Source organism: Mesorhizobium sp. USDA 4413 (assembly GCF_056280365.1).
In genome coordinates this window covers 5,744,055-5,758,149 of sequence record NZ_JBVPRP010000001.1, presented here as the reverse complement: position 1 = coordinate 5,758,149, position 14,095 = coordinate 5,744,055, and the positions used below count along the sequence as shown (strand labels likewise).

The following is a 14,095-nucleotide window of genomic DNA, read 5'->3' as shown; positions in this document are numbered from 1 at the left end:
GCGAGGCATTGACTGTCGTCAAGTATCGCCGCTGGGATGCCAGACCGGCGTGAAACCATGTTTCAACACGGAAACGCTGGTCGCCGGTGTCAGCATCCGCAGCTTCTGTCCTGCCAGGCGCTCGAAGGGGAGGGGAGCAGCATAGCCCGCGAATGACCATTCGAGTGCCTTGCCGGCGCGGATCGCATAGGCAGTATCGCCACTGGCAATCATGGAGCCATCAGGCAAGCTGTTGAGGTCTTCCACGAGCACACCAGGCGGGCGTCCCCCCGAAGCCAGCCGTTCCTTGTGTAGCCTTTTATCGACCATCGGGGCGCGCGGCTCATCAATCCCGAAGGCCTCGCCGAAGCGGTGGACGAAATCGGTCGCCCGCTCGCGCCGGCAGAAGAAACAGGGCCGGTGGCCGGCAGCCAAAGCCGTCACCTCGTCGAGGAAGAACAGTTCCGTCCAGCCTGCCTTGCCACCCGGCCTGTTGCGGCCCATCGGCTCGCGCCGCACGTCGCGGAACCGGCAAACGCAGATGATCCAAGCCTGCAAGGCCCAGCGCTTCTTGAGCAGCGTCCTGGTCTCCGGATCATGGATGATGCCGCGATTGCCGGTGAACAGGCCGCGTTCCGGCACGGCATGGATGACGCCGAAAGGATCGACCCGGTTCTGCAGTGGCATAGCTTTCTCTCCGGCACGCATCTTGGCTGAAACGCGGGCCGCATGATATCGCTCGCCCCAGCATTTTCATGTCAGCAGGATTCTCGATGCGCGTGCTGGTGGTCCAGAACTACGACAACACCGGCCTCGGTCAGGTCGGTGCCGCTCTGGCCGAAGCGGGCGCCGATCTCGACCTGCGGCGCCCCTACCAGGGCGATCCGTTGCCACAGGATGCAGGCGGGTATGATGCGATGGTCTTGCTGGGCGGCGGGCAGAATGCGCTGGCCGACGAAGACTATCCCTATTTCCCGGCGCTCCTCGAGCTGACGCGTGATTTCGCCGACAAGGACCGCTCGGTGCTCGGCATCTGCCTCGGCAGCCAACTCCTTGCCCGCGCGTTCGGCGGCGACAACCACATCGGCGGCGCCACCGAGTTCGGCTGGCACAAAGTCTCGCTGACGCCGGCCGCCAAGTCTGATCCGGTGCTGGCGGCGCTGCCCGAGAAATTTCCGATCTTCGAATGGCATGACGACACGTTCGGCCTACCGGAAAACGCCGTGCGGCTCGCCGGCAGCGCGGTCGCCGAAAACCAGGCCTTCCGCCTCGGCCGCGCCCTCTATGGTTTCCAGTTCCACTTCGAGGCGGACACGCCGATGGTGCGCGACTGGAGCACGTCCTTCGCGGCAACGATCGCCGAGCGCCATCCCGACTGGGACGACCGCCTCGGCGACGAACTGGCCCGCAATGGCGCCGACGCCGACGCGGCCGGGCTCGCGATAGCCCGCGCCTGGGTGGCTACTATCTGAGCATCCAACCCCGATCGGGCGAAGCGTGGCATAATTGGCACGCCCGCACGCTTCCGCCTGGGGACAACATTCTTCTTCCTTGGTTTGTGTCCGGCCGCTCGCCTAGAGCAATTCCAGGAAAAGTGCGAAGCGGTTTTCCGTCCGGAATTGCGCCGGGACAGAAGAAAGCGGGCGCGCTTTGTATCGCCGGTGCAACCGCTATGAACCTTTTGTGTGATCCAGCCGACACACCGGCGATACAGAATCTGCTTAGAAGCGCGAAATCGTCGAAACATTGAGACGCATTTTATCGTTTCAACGCATTGGTAACCGCCTCGTGCCCAGATGCAGAAAGCTTAACCAGAGATGACGTCCGTGAAAGCAGCCCTCCTGTCTTTTGTCATGCTGTCTGCCATCGTGCTCTGCGGCCTGGGCATTTATGCCGCCGATGCAGCGACCAATCACCGGGCCGTCGACGGCTATGGCGTCACCGCCTCGCTGAACTAAGCCTCGACAAAAAATCGCAAGCACGCCCGCGCCGGGGATCGCGCTTAGAGCGCTTTGCCTTGCACGTCGATGATCTGCTTGTCGCCACCGTTGATGGCGAGCGCGCTCAGCGTCCCCGATTTCCAGGCGAGCGTGTCGACATTGACGCGGTTGGCCTTCACCTCGGCTTCCGGGACTGGCGTGTGCCCGTGCACGATCACCTTTGAAAAAAGCTCCTGGTGGTCGTGGAAGGCATCGCGGATCCAGATCAGGTCCTGCTGGTTCTGACGGTCGAGCGGCGCGCCCGGCCTTATCCCGGCATGGCAGAAGAAGAAGTCGCCGAAACTGGCCGAAAACGTCAGCGATTGCAGGAAATCGATATGGCTGCGCGGCACCGCTTTCACCAGCGCGGCGTGTCCTCTCGCGATGGCCTCCGCCTTGCCGACCCAATGCATGTCCCGCGTGAAATCCACGCCATAGGACTGCGCCGTCTGGATGCCGCCATAATTCATGAACAGGCCGTCCGGCTCGGCATCGGCCAGGAATTCGAGCATGCCGATATCGTGGTTGCCGGCGAGCATGATGTTGCGCGGATCGCGCTTTCGCGCCTCGATCAGGAAGTCGATGACGCTTTTCGAGTCCGGCCCGCGGTCGACATAGTCGCCGAGATGGATGATACGCCAGTCGGATGCGGGAGCATATTCCAGCTGGCTTTCGATACGCCGGTGCATGGCGGCGAGAAGGTCGTGGCGTCCATGCACATCGCCGATGGCGTAGAGCCGCATGCCGTCCGGCCCGCGCGCGTCGAGATAATGGATGCCGGTTTCGGTCAAGGCGAGCGTCTTCCCGTTTCGTTCATCACGGGAAACTAGGGCGGATCGGTGAATAAGGACTAGCGCCGCAACTGGTCCTTGCCCATGTCGGTTACCAGACGCTTACCGCAGAGCGCCAGCGTGATGTCCATCTCCTTGCGGATGATCTCCAGCGCCTTGGTGACGCCGTCCTTGCCCATCGCGCCGAGGCCGTAGAGGAACGGCCTGCCGATATAGGTGCCCTTGGCGCCGAGGCAGAGCGCCTTAAGCACGTCCTGGCCGGAGCGGATGCCGCCGTCCATATGCACTTCGATCCGGTCGCCGACCGCATCGGCGATTTCTTCCAGCACCGAGATTGAGGAGGCGGCGCCGTCGAGCTGACGCCCGCCATGGTTCGAGACCACGATCGCGTCCGCTCCGGTCTCGGCCGCCATCAGCGCGTCCTCCTTGTCGAGGATACCCTTCAGGATCAGCTTGCCGCCCCAGCGCTCCTTGATCCAGGCGACGTCCTTCCACGACAAGTGCGGATCGAACTGCTCCGTCGTCCAGGAGGACAGCGAGGAGACGTCTCCGACACCCTTGGCGTGGCCGACGATGTTACGGAAGGTGCGGCGCGGCGTGCCGGCGATCCCCAGGCACCAGCGAGGCTTCAGCGCCAGGTCGAGGATATTGGCAAGCGTCATCTTGGGCGGCGCCGAGAGCCCGTTGCGGACGTCCTTGTGGCGCTGCCCCAGGATCTGCAGGTCGAGCGTCAGCACCAGCGCTGAGCATTTCGCCGCCTTGGCCCTGTCGATCAGGTTGAGCACGAAATCCTTGTCGCGCAGCACATAGAGCTGGAACCAGAACGGTTTTTTGGTCGCCGAGGCAACATCCTCGATCGAGCAGATGCTCATGGTGGAAAGCGTGAACGGCACGCCGAATTCTTCCGCTGCCTGCGCCGCCAGCATCTCGCCGTCGGCATGCTGCATGCCCGTCAGCCCAGTCGGCGCCAGCGCCACCGGCATCGCCACCTTCTCACCGATCATGGTCGATTCCAGCGAACGGTTGCTCATGTCGACCAGCACGCGCTGGCGGAATTTTATCTTGCCGAAGTCTTCTTCGTTGGCCCGATAGGTGCTCTCCGTCCAGGCGCCTGAATCGGCATAATCGAAGAACATCTTCGGCACCCTGCGGCGTGCCAAGTCCTTGAGGTCGGCGATGGTGAGGATGTCGCTCATGGTGGTCCCCGCTAAATTTGCTTAGGAGCGTTTTCGTGTGGGTTCGATGTCGCCGGGCTCCGAGCGTTGCCTGAGGCGCAACCTGGACACCCGCTGCCAGTCGCCGCTGCGCTCGGCTTCCGCCATCGAGCGCTCGACATAGGTGATGTGGTCCATCGCCGCCCTGCGCGCCGCGATTGGATCGCAGGCTTTGATCGCGGCATGGATCGCCCGGTGCTGCTCGAGCAGCGCCTCGCGCGCGCCGGGCACCCCGAACACCAGAAGGCGGTTCTGGAAAACGCCCTCCGACAGCAGCCGGTAGCAGGAGCGCAGCGTATGCAGCAGGATGATGTTGTGCGCGCATTCGCACACCGCATGATGGAACTCGACGTCGATTTCCGCCTCGTCGTCGAAATCGCCGGTCCGGTGCGCCTCGTCCATGCGCGCCATGATGCGATCGAGCAGCGCCAGATCCTCCGGCGTCGCCCGGCGCGCCGCGTACTCGGCCGCCACCGCCTCGATCTCACGCCGGTATTCCAGGTAGTCGGTCACCGCCTTGCGGTGCGTGGAGATCAGGTCCGTCACCGGCTTGGTGAAGAGCTGGCCGATGACGTCGGCGACATGCGTGCCGCCGCCGGCCTTGGTCGTCAGCAGCCCGCGGCTCTCCAGCGCTTTCAGCGCATCGCGCAGGATCGGTCGCGACACGTCGAACTGGCGCGCCAGCTCGCGCTCGCCGGGCAGCCGGTCGCCGGTGCGCAGCACGCCTTCGAGGATCAGGCTCTCGATCTGCTGCACCACCTCGTCGGCGGTGCGCGAATGCTCGATCCTGGAGAAAATGTCGCTCAAAGGGACGCCTGGAGAACGGGACGGAGGTCACTCAGATTAAAGCGTCCGTCGCCAACTGGTCAAATTATTTATCCAATTTGTCCAGCCCGGTTGCATTGCCTGCCGCGCGTCGCTGTCCCCGGACGCCAATATTTGCTGTTTACGCGTCCGGCCGATTGCAGCAAGACGACCGGATTGCACGATGGGTCGAAATCAGGGGGACCAGCCGTGTCGGACGAGACGTCCAAGCTCGAATTCCAGCCGCGCGCGCAAGGCAGCGTGATGGGCTTCCCGGCGCATCAGGGTCGACCTGGCGCGCTGGGCGAGGTCCATGCGCGTCCGCATCCGCTGATCGAAAAACCGCGCGTGCTCATCCAGCTTTCCTTCATGACCGAGGGTGGCGCCGCGGTCGACCATGCCGTGCTCTCGGAATTGTCGCGGCGGCTGGGCATCGCCGCGCCCGAGCGCAACGCGCGCCATCATGCCATGAAATGGGGCAAGGGCACGCTGCGCTGGGAGCGGCATACGGAATTCTCGACCTATCTCTGGGAAGGGCCGCTGGCCGAAAACGGCCGCGGGCAGGAGGATTCGCCCTTCGGCAATGGCTTCTCGCCGCCCGGCACCGTGATTTCCGGCATCCGCCTCGAAATTCGTAAATGGACGCAGGCAAGCGAAAGGCTGATCGCCGGCTTCGACCCGACGAGCCTGTGCTACTCGCTGGTCGAGCGGGGTGCCGCCGCCATCATCACCGATTTCCGCCAGGACGGCGACGGCCTGACCCGCATGCTGGTGCTTGATCGCGGCTTGACGCCCGCCAGCACCGGCGCCTTGTCGCAGCGGCTGATCGATATCGAGACCTACCGGACGCTGGCCATGCTCGGCCTGCCGCTGGCGCTGACGCTGTCCGGCCGCGCCCGCCGCATTGAGGATCGCCTGGCGCAGACCACGTTGGAGATGAAGGCGGTTGAGACCCGCGACAGCCAGACGCTGCTCGCGGATCTCACCGAACTCGCCGCCGAGCTCGAGGCCGATGCTGCGTCCAGCCTTTACCGCTTCGGCGCCAGCCGCGCCTATGACGGCATAGTCACCGAACGCCTTGAGGCGCTCGATGAGGAATCGGTGCAGGGTTACGACACATGGGCGGGCTTCTTGCAGCGCCGCATGGCGCCGGCCATGCGCACCTGCCGCTCGGTCGAGGAGCGCCAGGCCAATCTATCGCGAAAACTCACCCGCGCGACGACGCTCTTACGGACCTGGGTCGATGTCGACGTCGAGAAGCAGAACCGCGACTTGCTGGCCTCGATGAACAACCGCGCCCGGCTGCAACTGCGCCTGCAGCAGACCGTCGAAGGCCTGTCGGTCGCCGCCGTGTCCTATTATGTCGTCGGTCTCATCGGTTATGTCGCCAAGGGCGCCTCGATCTTCGGTCACGCCTTCGCGCCCGAGGTCGTCACCGCGGCCTCCGTCCCGGTCGCCGTCCTGCTGGTCTGGTGGGGCGTGCGCCGTGTGCGGAAAATGCATTCCGAGCCGGCGAAGCATCCGGGCGAGTAGGGTAGGGCAGCTCTTTTACCCTCCCCTTTGTGGGGAGGGTCGATCTGCGGAGCGGATCGGGAAGGGGCTCGTAAAGCGCCTCGCCGACGCGGCCCAGCCCGGTCGCTTCGTTCGCCACCCTTCCCATAAGGGGGAGGGTAGGGCGCCAGCGGCAGATTGCCGCTGCGGAAGCCTGGCGTCACGCTCGCCGCCCGATGCGACCAAAGCAGCGTTTGCAACAAAACGGTCAGGCTGGTAAAAGATTTTGACCAGTTAAGCGAGAGACCGATGTCCGGCCTAGCCATGCCCAAGCCAGATGCCGAGACGATGCGCCGGCGCGCCGAGATCGTCGCCGACATGCGCATCATCGTGCCGGGCGAGGGTGTGGTCGACGCGGCAAACGAAATGCGCGCCTTCGAAAGCGACGGCCTCACCGCCTACCGGCAATTGCCACTGGTGGTGGTGTTGCCGGAAACGGTCGCCCAGGTTTCCCGCGTGCTGAAATACTGCAACGAGCGCAACATTCGCGTCGTGCCGCGCGGCTCCGGCACTTCGCTGTCCGGAGGCGCGCTGCCGCTCGAGGACGCGGTGCTGCTGGTGATGAGCCGCTTCAACCGCATCCTCGCGATCGATTACCCGAACCGTGTGGTCGTCGCCCAACCCGGCGTCACCAATCTCGGCATCACCACCGCCGTCGAGCAGGAGGGCTTTTACTACGCCCCCGATCCATCCTCCCAAATCGCCTGCTCGATCGGCGGCAACGTCGCGGAGAATTCGGGCGGCGTGCATTGCCTGAAATACGGCCTCACCGCCAACAATGTGCTGGGCATCGAGATGGTGCTGATGAATGGCGAGGTGGTGCGGCTCGGCGGCAGCCATCTCGACCAGGAAGGTTACGACCTACTCGGCGTCATGACCGGCTCGGAAGGCCTGCTTGGCGTCGTCACCGAGGTGACCGTCCGCATCCTGAAGAAGCCGGAAACGGCGCGTGCGCTGCTGATCGGCTTTCCGACCAGCGAACAGGGCGGCCAATGCGTCGCCGACATCATCGGCGCCGGCATCATCCCGGGCGGCATGGAGATGATGGATCGCCCGGCGATCCACGCGGCAGAGGATTTCGTCCATGCCGGCTACCCGCTTGATGTCGAAGCGCTCTTGATCGTCGAGCTCGACGGCCCGAGCGTCGAGGTCGACCACCTGATCGGTCTTGTCGAGGCGATCGCCTACAGGAACGGCTCGAGCATTTGCCGCATCTCGCAATCCGAACAGGAGCGGCTGAGCTTCTGGGCCGGCCGCAAGGCGGCTTTCCCGGCCGTCGGCCGCATCTCGCCGGATTATTACTGCATGGACGGCACCATCCCGCGCAAGGAACTGCCCCGCGTGCTGGCCGGCATGCGCGATCTCTCGCAGAAATACGGCCTCGGTGTCGCCAATGTCTTCCATGCCGGCGACGGCAATCTGCACCCGCTGATCCTATACGACGCCAACGTGCCGGGCGAGCTCGACAAGGCCGAAAGCTTCGGCGCCGACATCTTGCGGCTTTGCGTTGAGGTCGGCGGCGTCTTGACCGGCGAGCACGGCGTCGGCGTCGAGAAGCGCGACCTGATGCCGGAAATGTTCAACCAGATCGACCTCGACCAGCAGATGCGCGTCAAATGCGCCTTCGATCCCAACCATCTGCTCAACCCCGGCAAGGTGTTTCCGCAGCTGCGCCGCTGCGCGGAGCTGGGACGGATGCATGTGCATCGCGGGCAGATGGCGTTTCCGGACATTCCGAGGTTTTGATGGGGGCTTGGGATCAAAATTCCTCGCCCCCGCAAAGCGGGGGAGAGGTGGCTCGGGTGAAGCCCGAGACGGAGAGGGGGACGCCCTCTCAGCCAAGCCGCCGCTCGCCCGAAAGCATCGCCCGGGCGCGCGAGCTGCGCCACGGTGACAATCAAGCGGAAGCGACCCTCTGGAACGAACTGAAGGCAAGAAGGCTGGGCGGATACAAATTCGTTCGCCAGATGCCTATCGGTCCATACTTCGCGGATTTCGCCTGCAGGAGCAAAAAACTGATCGTGGAACTGGATGGCAGCCATCATGCGGACAGTCCATATGACACGCAACGCGACGATTTCATGCGTGGTGAAGGCTTCTCGGTTTTGCGGTTCTGGAGCTTCGATGTTTTGAAAAACACGAGGAGTGTTTGCGAGACGATCCTCGCAGCCCTTGAAGGGCGGCTTGCTGAAGATGCCGTTGCGCTGGACCTCAGGTTTGTATTTGCGGCCAAGAAGATCGGAGACAGTGCTCTATGATGGCCCCCTCTCCGTCTCGGGCTTCGCCCGAGCCACCTCTCCCCCGCTTTGCGGGGGCGAGGAAAGGTGCGCATCCATGACCACCTTCACCCCCTCCTCCCCAGCCGAAGTCCTCTCCACCATCCAATGGGCAGCAGCGGAGGAAGCGCCGCTGGAAATCCTCGGCCATGGCTCCAAGCGCGGCATCGGCCGTCCATTGCAAACCGAACACACGCTCGACCTCTCCAAGCTTTCCGGCGTAACCCTCTACGAGCCGGCCGAGCTCGTTCTGTCCGCACGCGCCGGCACACCGCTCGGCGAAATCGAGCAACTGCTGGCTGAGAACGGCCAGCAATTCGCCTTCGAGCCGATGGACTACGGCCCATTGCTCGGCGGCGAACCGGGCCAAGGGAGCAAGAACGGCACGATCGGCGGCGCGCTGGCTTCCAACCTGTCCGGCCCGCGCCGTCTCAAGGCGGGCGCGGCGCGCGACCATATCCTCGGCGTGGCCGCCGTCTCCGGCCGTGGCGAAGCCTTCAAGTCGGGCGGCCGCGTGGTCAAGAACGTCACCGGCTATGATCTTTCCAAGCTGATGGCCAACAGCTGGGGCACGCTGGCCGTTCTCACCGACGTCACCTTCAAGGTGCTGCCGGCCGCGGAAACCGAAGTGACCTTGGCCATTCGCGGCCTGCTCGACGATGCCGCCGTGGCTGCCATGGCGCTCGCGCTGGGCTCCAGCGCGGAAGTGTCGAGCGCGGCGCATCTGCCGGAGCGCATCGCCGCGAAGGTCGCCGGAGGCAGGCATGGCAGCGATGCCGCCACGCTGCTGCGCGTCGAGGGGTTTGGCCCTTCGGTTGTCTATCGCATCGAGACGCTCAAGCAACTGCTCGGCAAGGCGGGGCCGCTGGAAGACATTGCCGGCGAGGCATCGAAGACGATCTGGCGCGATGTCCGCGATTGCCGGCCTTTCGCCGATGGCGGCACGCGGCCGGTGTGGCGCGTTTCGATGGCACCGTCCGAGGCGCATCACATGGTGATGTCGCTGCGCATGCAGGCGGCGGTCGATGCCTTCTATGACTGGCAAGGCGGCCTTGTCTGGCTGTCGATGCGCGAGGATGATCCCGAGGCCGAGCTGCTGCGCGCGCTGATCCGCAAGCACGGCGGCGGCCACGCGACGCTGGTGCGCGCCTCTGCCCCGCATCGTGCGGCCCTGCCGGTATTCGAACCGCAGCCGCCGCATCTGGCGGCGCTGTCGGCGCGGCTCAAGGCCGAGTTCGATCCCAAGCAGATTCTCAATCCTGGCCGCATGGCTTAGAGCAAACGCGATGCAAACCAATTTCTCCGCCGCGCAGCTTGCCGACCCGCATGTCGCGGAATCGGAAAAGATCCTGCGCAAATGCGTGCATTGCGGCTTCTGCACCGCCACCTGCCCGACCTATGTGACATTGGGCAACGAGCTGGATTCGCCGCGCGGCCGCATCTACCTCATCAAGGACATGCTGGAGAACGGCCGGCCGGCGGACAAGGAGATCGTCACTCATATCGATCGCTGCCTGTCCTGCCTCGCCTGCATGACGACCTGCCCCTCTGGCGTGAACTACATGCATCTGGTCGACCATGCCCGCGCCCATATCCAGGCGACCTACAAGCGCCCGCTGCTCGACCGGCTGACGCGCGCCATGCTGGCTTTCGTGCTGCCTTACCCAAGCCGTTTCCGCGCCGCGTTGAAGCTCGCCGGTCTCGGACGTCCGTTCATCGGCCTGTTCGAAAAGCTGCCGGCGCTGAAGCCGGTCGCCGCCATGCTGAAGCTCGCCCCCACGTCGATCCACTCGGCATCGCCGATGGCCAAGCCGGGCACACATGCCGGGCAGGGGACCAAGAAACGCGGCCGCGTCGCCATCCTCACTGGTTGCGCACAGTCCGTGCTGGACCCCGCCATCAACGAAACGACCATCTCGTTGCTGACCCGCCTCGGCGTCGAAGTCGTCGTTCCGGAAGGCGAGGGCTGTTGCGGCGCGCTCGTTCATCATATGGGTCGCGAGGATCAGGCCCTTGCCTCGGCAAGGCGGAATGTCGACGCCTGGACGCGCGCGATCGAGAAGGGCGGGCTCGATGCCATCGTCATCACCGCATCCGGCTGCGGCACGACGATCAAGGATTACGGCTTCATGCTGCGCCTCGATCCTGCCTATGCGGAAAAGGCCGCGCGCGTCTCGGCTCTCGCAAAAGACGTCACGGAATATCTCGCCGCCCTCGACCTGCCCGAGCCGGTGCGCAGGCCGGGCACGGTCGTCGCCTATCATTCCGCCTGCTCGATGCAGCATGGCCAGAAGATCACGCGCCAGCCGAAGGAGCTTCTGGCCAAGGCGGGCTTCGTCGTGCGCGAGCCGCGCGAGGGGCATCTGTGCTGTGGCTCGGCCGGCACCTACAACATCCTGCAACCTGAGATTTCAGCCAAGCTGCGCGACCGCAAGGTGAAAAACATCGAGGCGACCGGCGCCGAAATCGTCGCCACCGGCAATATCGGCTGCATCACGCAGATCGCGTCCGCGGCCAAGCTGCCCGTCGTGCACACGGTCAAATTGCTCGACTGGGCCTATGGCGGCCCGAAGCCTGAGGGTGTTTCCGACAGCGGCTTGATAGCGGCCGAATACTACTCCGCGGCGAGCTGGTCCGGTACGCCATAGGTCGCCCGGTAGAGCGCGCGCTGGCGGTTGAGCGCCACCATGGTGTTGCGCAAGAGGATCGCCACCGTGAGCGGGCCGACGCCGCCCGGCACCGGCGTGATCCAGGACGCCACTTCCTTGACGCTGTCGGTGTCGGCATCGCCGACGATACGGGTTTCGCCGTCCGGCCCGACCTCGGAATTGATGCCGATATCGATGACGGCAGCGCCCGGCTTCACCATGTCGGCCTTGATCAGCCGGGGCTTGCCGACGGCGACGAACAGCGCGTCGGCGCGCCGCGCATGCGCCGCCAGCGAGCGCGTCATGTGGTGGCAGACCGTCACCGTCGCGCCTTCGCTCATCAACAGGAAGGCGATCGGCTTGCCGACGATCTCGGAATGACCGACGACCACCACTTCGAGCCCCTTGAGGTCGAGGCCGGTTTCCTTGAGCAGCTCGACCGAGGCCGCCGCCGTGCAGGGCGCCAGGTCGAGCTGGTTGTAGACGATGTTGCCGATCGAGGCCGGGTGCATGCCCTCGACGTCCTTCAGCGGATGCACCGCCGCCTGCAGCGTCTTGATCGGGATATGCGCCGGCACCGGCCGCTGGATGATGATGCCGGTGACGCGCGGGTCGGCGTTGAGGCCATGAATGGCGGCTTCCAGTTCACCGGCGGTGATGTCGGCGGCGAAGCGGCGTTCCTCGAAGCCGATGCCGGCAAGGGCGGCCTTGGCACGCTGGTTGCGCACATAGACATCGACCGCTGCGGTATCGCCGACGGTGATCGACACCAGCTTCGGCGGGAAACCTTCGGCCGTGGCGATCGCCGCGTCTTCGCGCACCGAAGCGATGATGCGCTGGGCCACCGGGCCGCCTTTCAGATAGCGGCTGTCGTCGGTTCGGGTCATGGCTGGCACCTCTGCCTTCTGAAGCAATTCAGGGAGAAGCGCGTAAGCGGCGTTGCGTCCGGAATTGCGTAACGATCGGGATTTTGCGCTGCAATAGCAGAGGCGCGCCGGGAAATCAGCCCCGAAAGCGAAACCGCCTGCTTTCGGGGCGACTTGCCGCGCCATGCATCAAAGGGAAACTCAAAAACGAAAAAGGCAGCGCGGTTGGCCGCGCTGCCTTTTCGTGACCGGCCGTATCCCCACACGGCCCGTCCCCCGTAAACCCCTGACACCGGTTTAAGCACATCCCGCGGGATCGCACTATGACTTAGCGGCAACAGCGTCGAACAAAAACTGATGCGCCGTCTAACCGGCTGATTCGCTGTGACTATATCACCTCGACCGTGGTTCCGACATTCACGCGCTCGTAGAGGTCGACGACATCTTCGTTGCGCATGCGGATGCAGCCCGAAGACACCGCACCGCCGATCGTCCAAGGCTGGTTGGTGCCGTGGATGCGGTATTCGGTGGTGCCGAGATAGAGCGCGCGCGCGCCGAGCGGGTTCTCGATGCCGCCGGCCAGATAGGTCGGCAGGTAGCGGCCCTTGGCGGCTTCGCGGGCGATCATTTCCTTCGGCGGACGCCAATCCGGCCAAACCTTCTTGTCGGTGATCTTGTGGGTGCCCGACCATTCGAAGCCCGGCTTGCCGGTGCCGACGCCGTAGCGGCGCGCCTTGCCGTTCTTCTCGACCAGATAGAGGAAGTTCTGGTGCGTATCGATGACGATTGTGCCCGGCTTCTGCGGGCCGTCATAGGCGACTTCCTGCGGCAGGTAGATCGGGTTGATCTGCGGCCGCATCACCATGCGTCTGGCCGGCTGCTGCACGGCCGCCGTCTTCTGCCGCTCGGGCTGCGCCTGGAACAGGCGCCGCAATGGCTGCTGCGTCGCCTGGCGCGTCGGGCGCACGATGCCCGGCGCGTGGCCGAGCTGCAGCACCCAGGGCGCCGAAAGGTCGGGGCTCACCATGACCGGCGGCACGTCGGCATAGCGGTCGTTGGCAAGGGAGGTCGTGGCGCCGGCGGCAAGAATGGCCACCGCGCCGAGCAGGGAACAAAACGCTGTCTTCATCGGGAACGCACCTTGATCGAACTCATCCGGGGCGGAGAGGGCGCCCTCGGTTTCGCGATCCTTGGCGCGGAGCGGCAAGCAAAACATGAATCGGAATGCGTAAAATGCGGAACTGTCAGTAAACCTTTTGGTGTGGTTACCGGCCGGTTCAGGAATCTGGTAAAGCCACGGTAAAAGCTGCGCTGAAGCGCATTAACGCATGGATTTGCTGACGATGGCGACTGAAAATGCCGGTATTCTCGACGGCCCTGATGGCAAGGCGCGCTGCTTCTGGCACGGCAACCTGCCGGACTATCTTCATTACCACGATCATGAGTGGGGCCGGCCGGTAACGGATGATCGCCGGCTGTTCGAAAAGATCTGCCTGGAAGGCTTCCAGTCGGGGCTGTCTTGGCTGACCATCCTGCGCAAGCGCGAAAATTTCCGCGAGGCCTTCGCCGGTTTCGACTTCGACACGGTGGCGGCGTTCACCGATGAGGATGTCGAGCGCCTGCTCGGCAATGCCGGCATCATCCGCCATCGCGGCAAGATCGTCTCGACCATCAACAACGCCAAACGCGCCCGCGAGATGGTGGACGAGTTCGGCTCTTTAGCCGCCTGGTTTTGGAAGTTCGAGCCGGGTCCGGACGAGCGGCCCGAAATCGTCGACCTGGCGCATCTGCGCGCCAATCCGACGACGGCGGTGTCGGTCAGGATATCGAAGGAATTGAAGAAGCGCGGCTGGAGCTTTGTCGGCCCGACGACGGTCTATGCCTTCATGCAAGCGATGGGCCTGGTCAACGACCATCTCGAAGGCTGCTACTGCAGGGCGGAGGTGGAAAAAGAGCGCAAGAAGCTCAAGCGGCCGAAATAGCGCGG

At 64.4% G+C, this 14,095-nt stretch carries 14 protein-coding genes; 8 read left to right on the top strand and 6 right to left on the bottom strand.

Features of this window, described 5'->3' with window-relative positions; translation table 11 throughout:
* Positions 1-18 precede the first annotated feature (18 nt).
* On the bottom strand, positions 19-666 hold the full coding sequence (locus ACVMIM_RS28030) for a hypothetical protein (protein WP_476115851.1): 648 nt from the start codon (positions 664-666) through the stop codon (positions 19-21).
* 86 nt (positions 667-752) lie between these two features.
* Here ACVMIM_RS28030 and ACVMIM_RS28025 point away from each other — a divergent pair, with 86 nt between their 5' ends.
* Together ACVMIM_RS28025 and ACVMIM_RS28020 are read left to right on the top strand one after the other, a co-directional pair.
* On the top strand, positions 753-1,451 hold the full coding sequence (locus ACVMIM_RS28025; RefSeq protein ID WP_476117395.1) for a type 1 glutamine amidotransferase: 699 nt from the start codon (positions 753-755) through the stop codon (positions 1,449-1,451).
* A gap of 354 nt (positions 1,452-1,805) precedes the next feature.
* Positions 1,806-1,937, top strand: coding sequence for a hypothetical protein (locus ACVMIM_RS28020; protein WP_263481599.1), 132 nt, complete (start codon positions 1,806-1,808; stop codon positions 1,935-1,937).
* A 44-nt stretch (positions 1,938-1,981) separates the two neighbouring features.
* On the opposite strand, the gene ACVMIM_RS28015 is transcribed toward ACVMIM_RS28020, so the two are convergent.
* The 3 genes from ACVMIM_RS28015 to ACVMIM_RS28005 are packed head-to-tail and all read right to left on the bottom strand — an operon-like array spanning position 1,982 to position 4,770.
* Positions 1,982-2,749, bottom strand: a complete 768-nt coding sequence (locus tag ACVMIM_RS28015; RefSeq protein WP_476115849.1) for a metallophosphoesterase — start codon at positions 2,747-2,749, stop codon at positions 1,982-1,984.
* A gap of 59 nt (positions 2,750-2,808) precedes the next feature.
* On the bottom strand, positions 2,809-3,945 hold the full coding sequence (locus ACVMIM_RS28010) for an alpha-hydroxy acid oxidase (RefSeq protein ID WP_041003469.1): 1,137 nt from the start codon (positions 3,943-3,945) through the stop codon (positions 2,809-2,811).
* A gap of 21 nt (positions 3,946-3,966) precedes the next feature.
* A complete protein-coding gene (locus ACVMIM_RS28005; RefSeq protein ID WP_476115847.1) occupies positions 3,967-4,770 on the bottom strand; it encodes an FCD domain-containing protein in 804 nt (267 codons plus the stop codon).
* Between the two features lie 207 nt (positions 4,771-4,977).
* On the opposite strand from ACVMIM_RS28005, the gene ACVMIM_RS28000 reads away from it, so the two are divergent.
* From ACVMIM_RS28000 to glcF, 5 genes are all read left to right on the top strand, one after another.
* Positions 4,978-6,300, top strand: coding sequence for a DUF3422 family protein (locus tag ACVMIM_RS28000; protein WP_476115845.1), 1,323 nt, complete (start codon positions 4,978-4,980; stop codon positions 6,298-6,300).
* A 267-nt stretch (positions 6,301-6,567) separates the two neighbouring features.
* Positions 6,568-8,064: an FAD-linked oxidase C-terminal domain-containing protein gene (locus ACVMIM_RS27995; RefSeq protein ID WP_476115843.1), complete on the top strand. Its 1,497-nt coding sequence runs from the start codon at positions 6,568-6,570 to the stop codon at positions 8,062-8,064.
* 47 nt (positions 8,065-8,111) lie between these two features.
* Positions 8,112-8,576 (top strand): endonuclease domain-containing protein, encoded by a 465-nt coding sequence (locus tag ACVMIM_RS27990; RefSeq protein ID WP_476115841.1) that lies wholly within the window; start codon positions 8,112-8,114, stop codon positions 8,574-8,576.
* Positions 8,577-8,652: 76 nt separating this feature from the next.
* The gene (locus ACVMIM_RS27985) at positions 8,653-9,870 is read left to right on the top strand and encodes an FAD-binding protein (protein WP_476115839.1); all 1,218 of its coding nucleotides are present in this window, start codon (positions 8,653-8,655) and stop codon (positions 9,868-9,870) included.
* A 10-nt stretch (positions 9,871-9,880) separates the two neighbouring features.
* Positions 9,881-11,242 (top strand): glycolate oxidase subunit GlcF, encoded by a 1,362-nt coding sequence (glcF, locus tag ACVMIM_RS27980; RefSeq protein ID WP_476115837.1) that lies wholly within the window; start codon positions 9,881-9,883, stop codon positions 11,240-11,242.
* Here glcF and ACVMIM_RS27975 read toward each other — a convergent pair.
* Positions 11,209-12,129, bottom strand: coding sequence for a bifunctional 5,10-methylenetetrahydrofolate dehydrogenase/5,10-methenyltetrahydrofolate cyclohydrolase (locus ACVMIM_RS27975; RefSeq protein ID WP_476115836.1), 921 nt, complete (start codon positions 12,127-12,129; stop codon positions 11,209-11,211). The genes glcF and ACVMIM_RS27975 overlap by 34 nt on opposite strands.
* Before the next feature lie 367 nt (positions 12,130-12,496).
* Positions 12,497-13,237, bottom strand: coding sequence for a L,D-transpeptidase (locus ACVMIM_RS27970; protein ID WP_476115834.1), 741 nt, complete (start codon positions 13,235-13,237; stop codon positions 12,497-12,499).
* A gap of 214 nt (positions 13,238-13,451) precedes the next feature.
* Here ACVMIM_RS27970 and ACVMIM_RS27965 point away from each other — a divergent pair, with 214 nt between their 5' ends.
* Positions 13,452-14,090, top strand: coding sequence for a DNA-3-methyladenine glycosylase I (locus ACVMIM_RS27965; RefSeq protein WP_040997766.1), 639 nt, complete (start codon positions 13,452-13,454; stop codon positions 14,088-14,090).
* Positions 14,091-14,095: the final 5 nt, after the last annotated feature.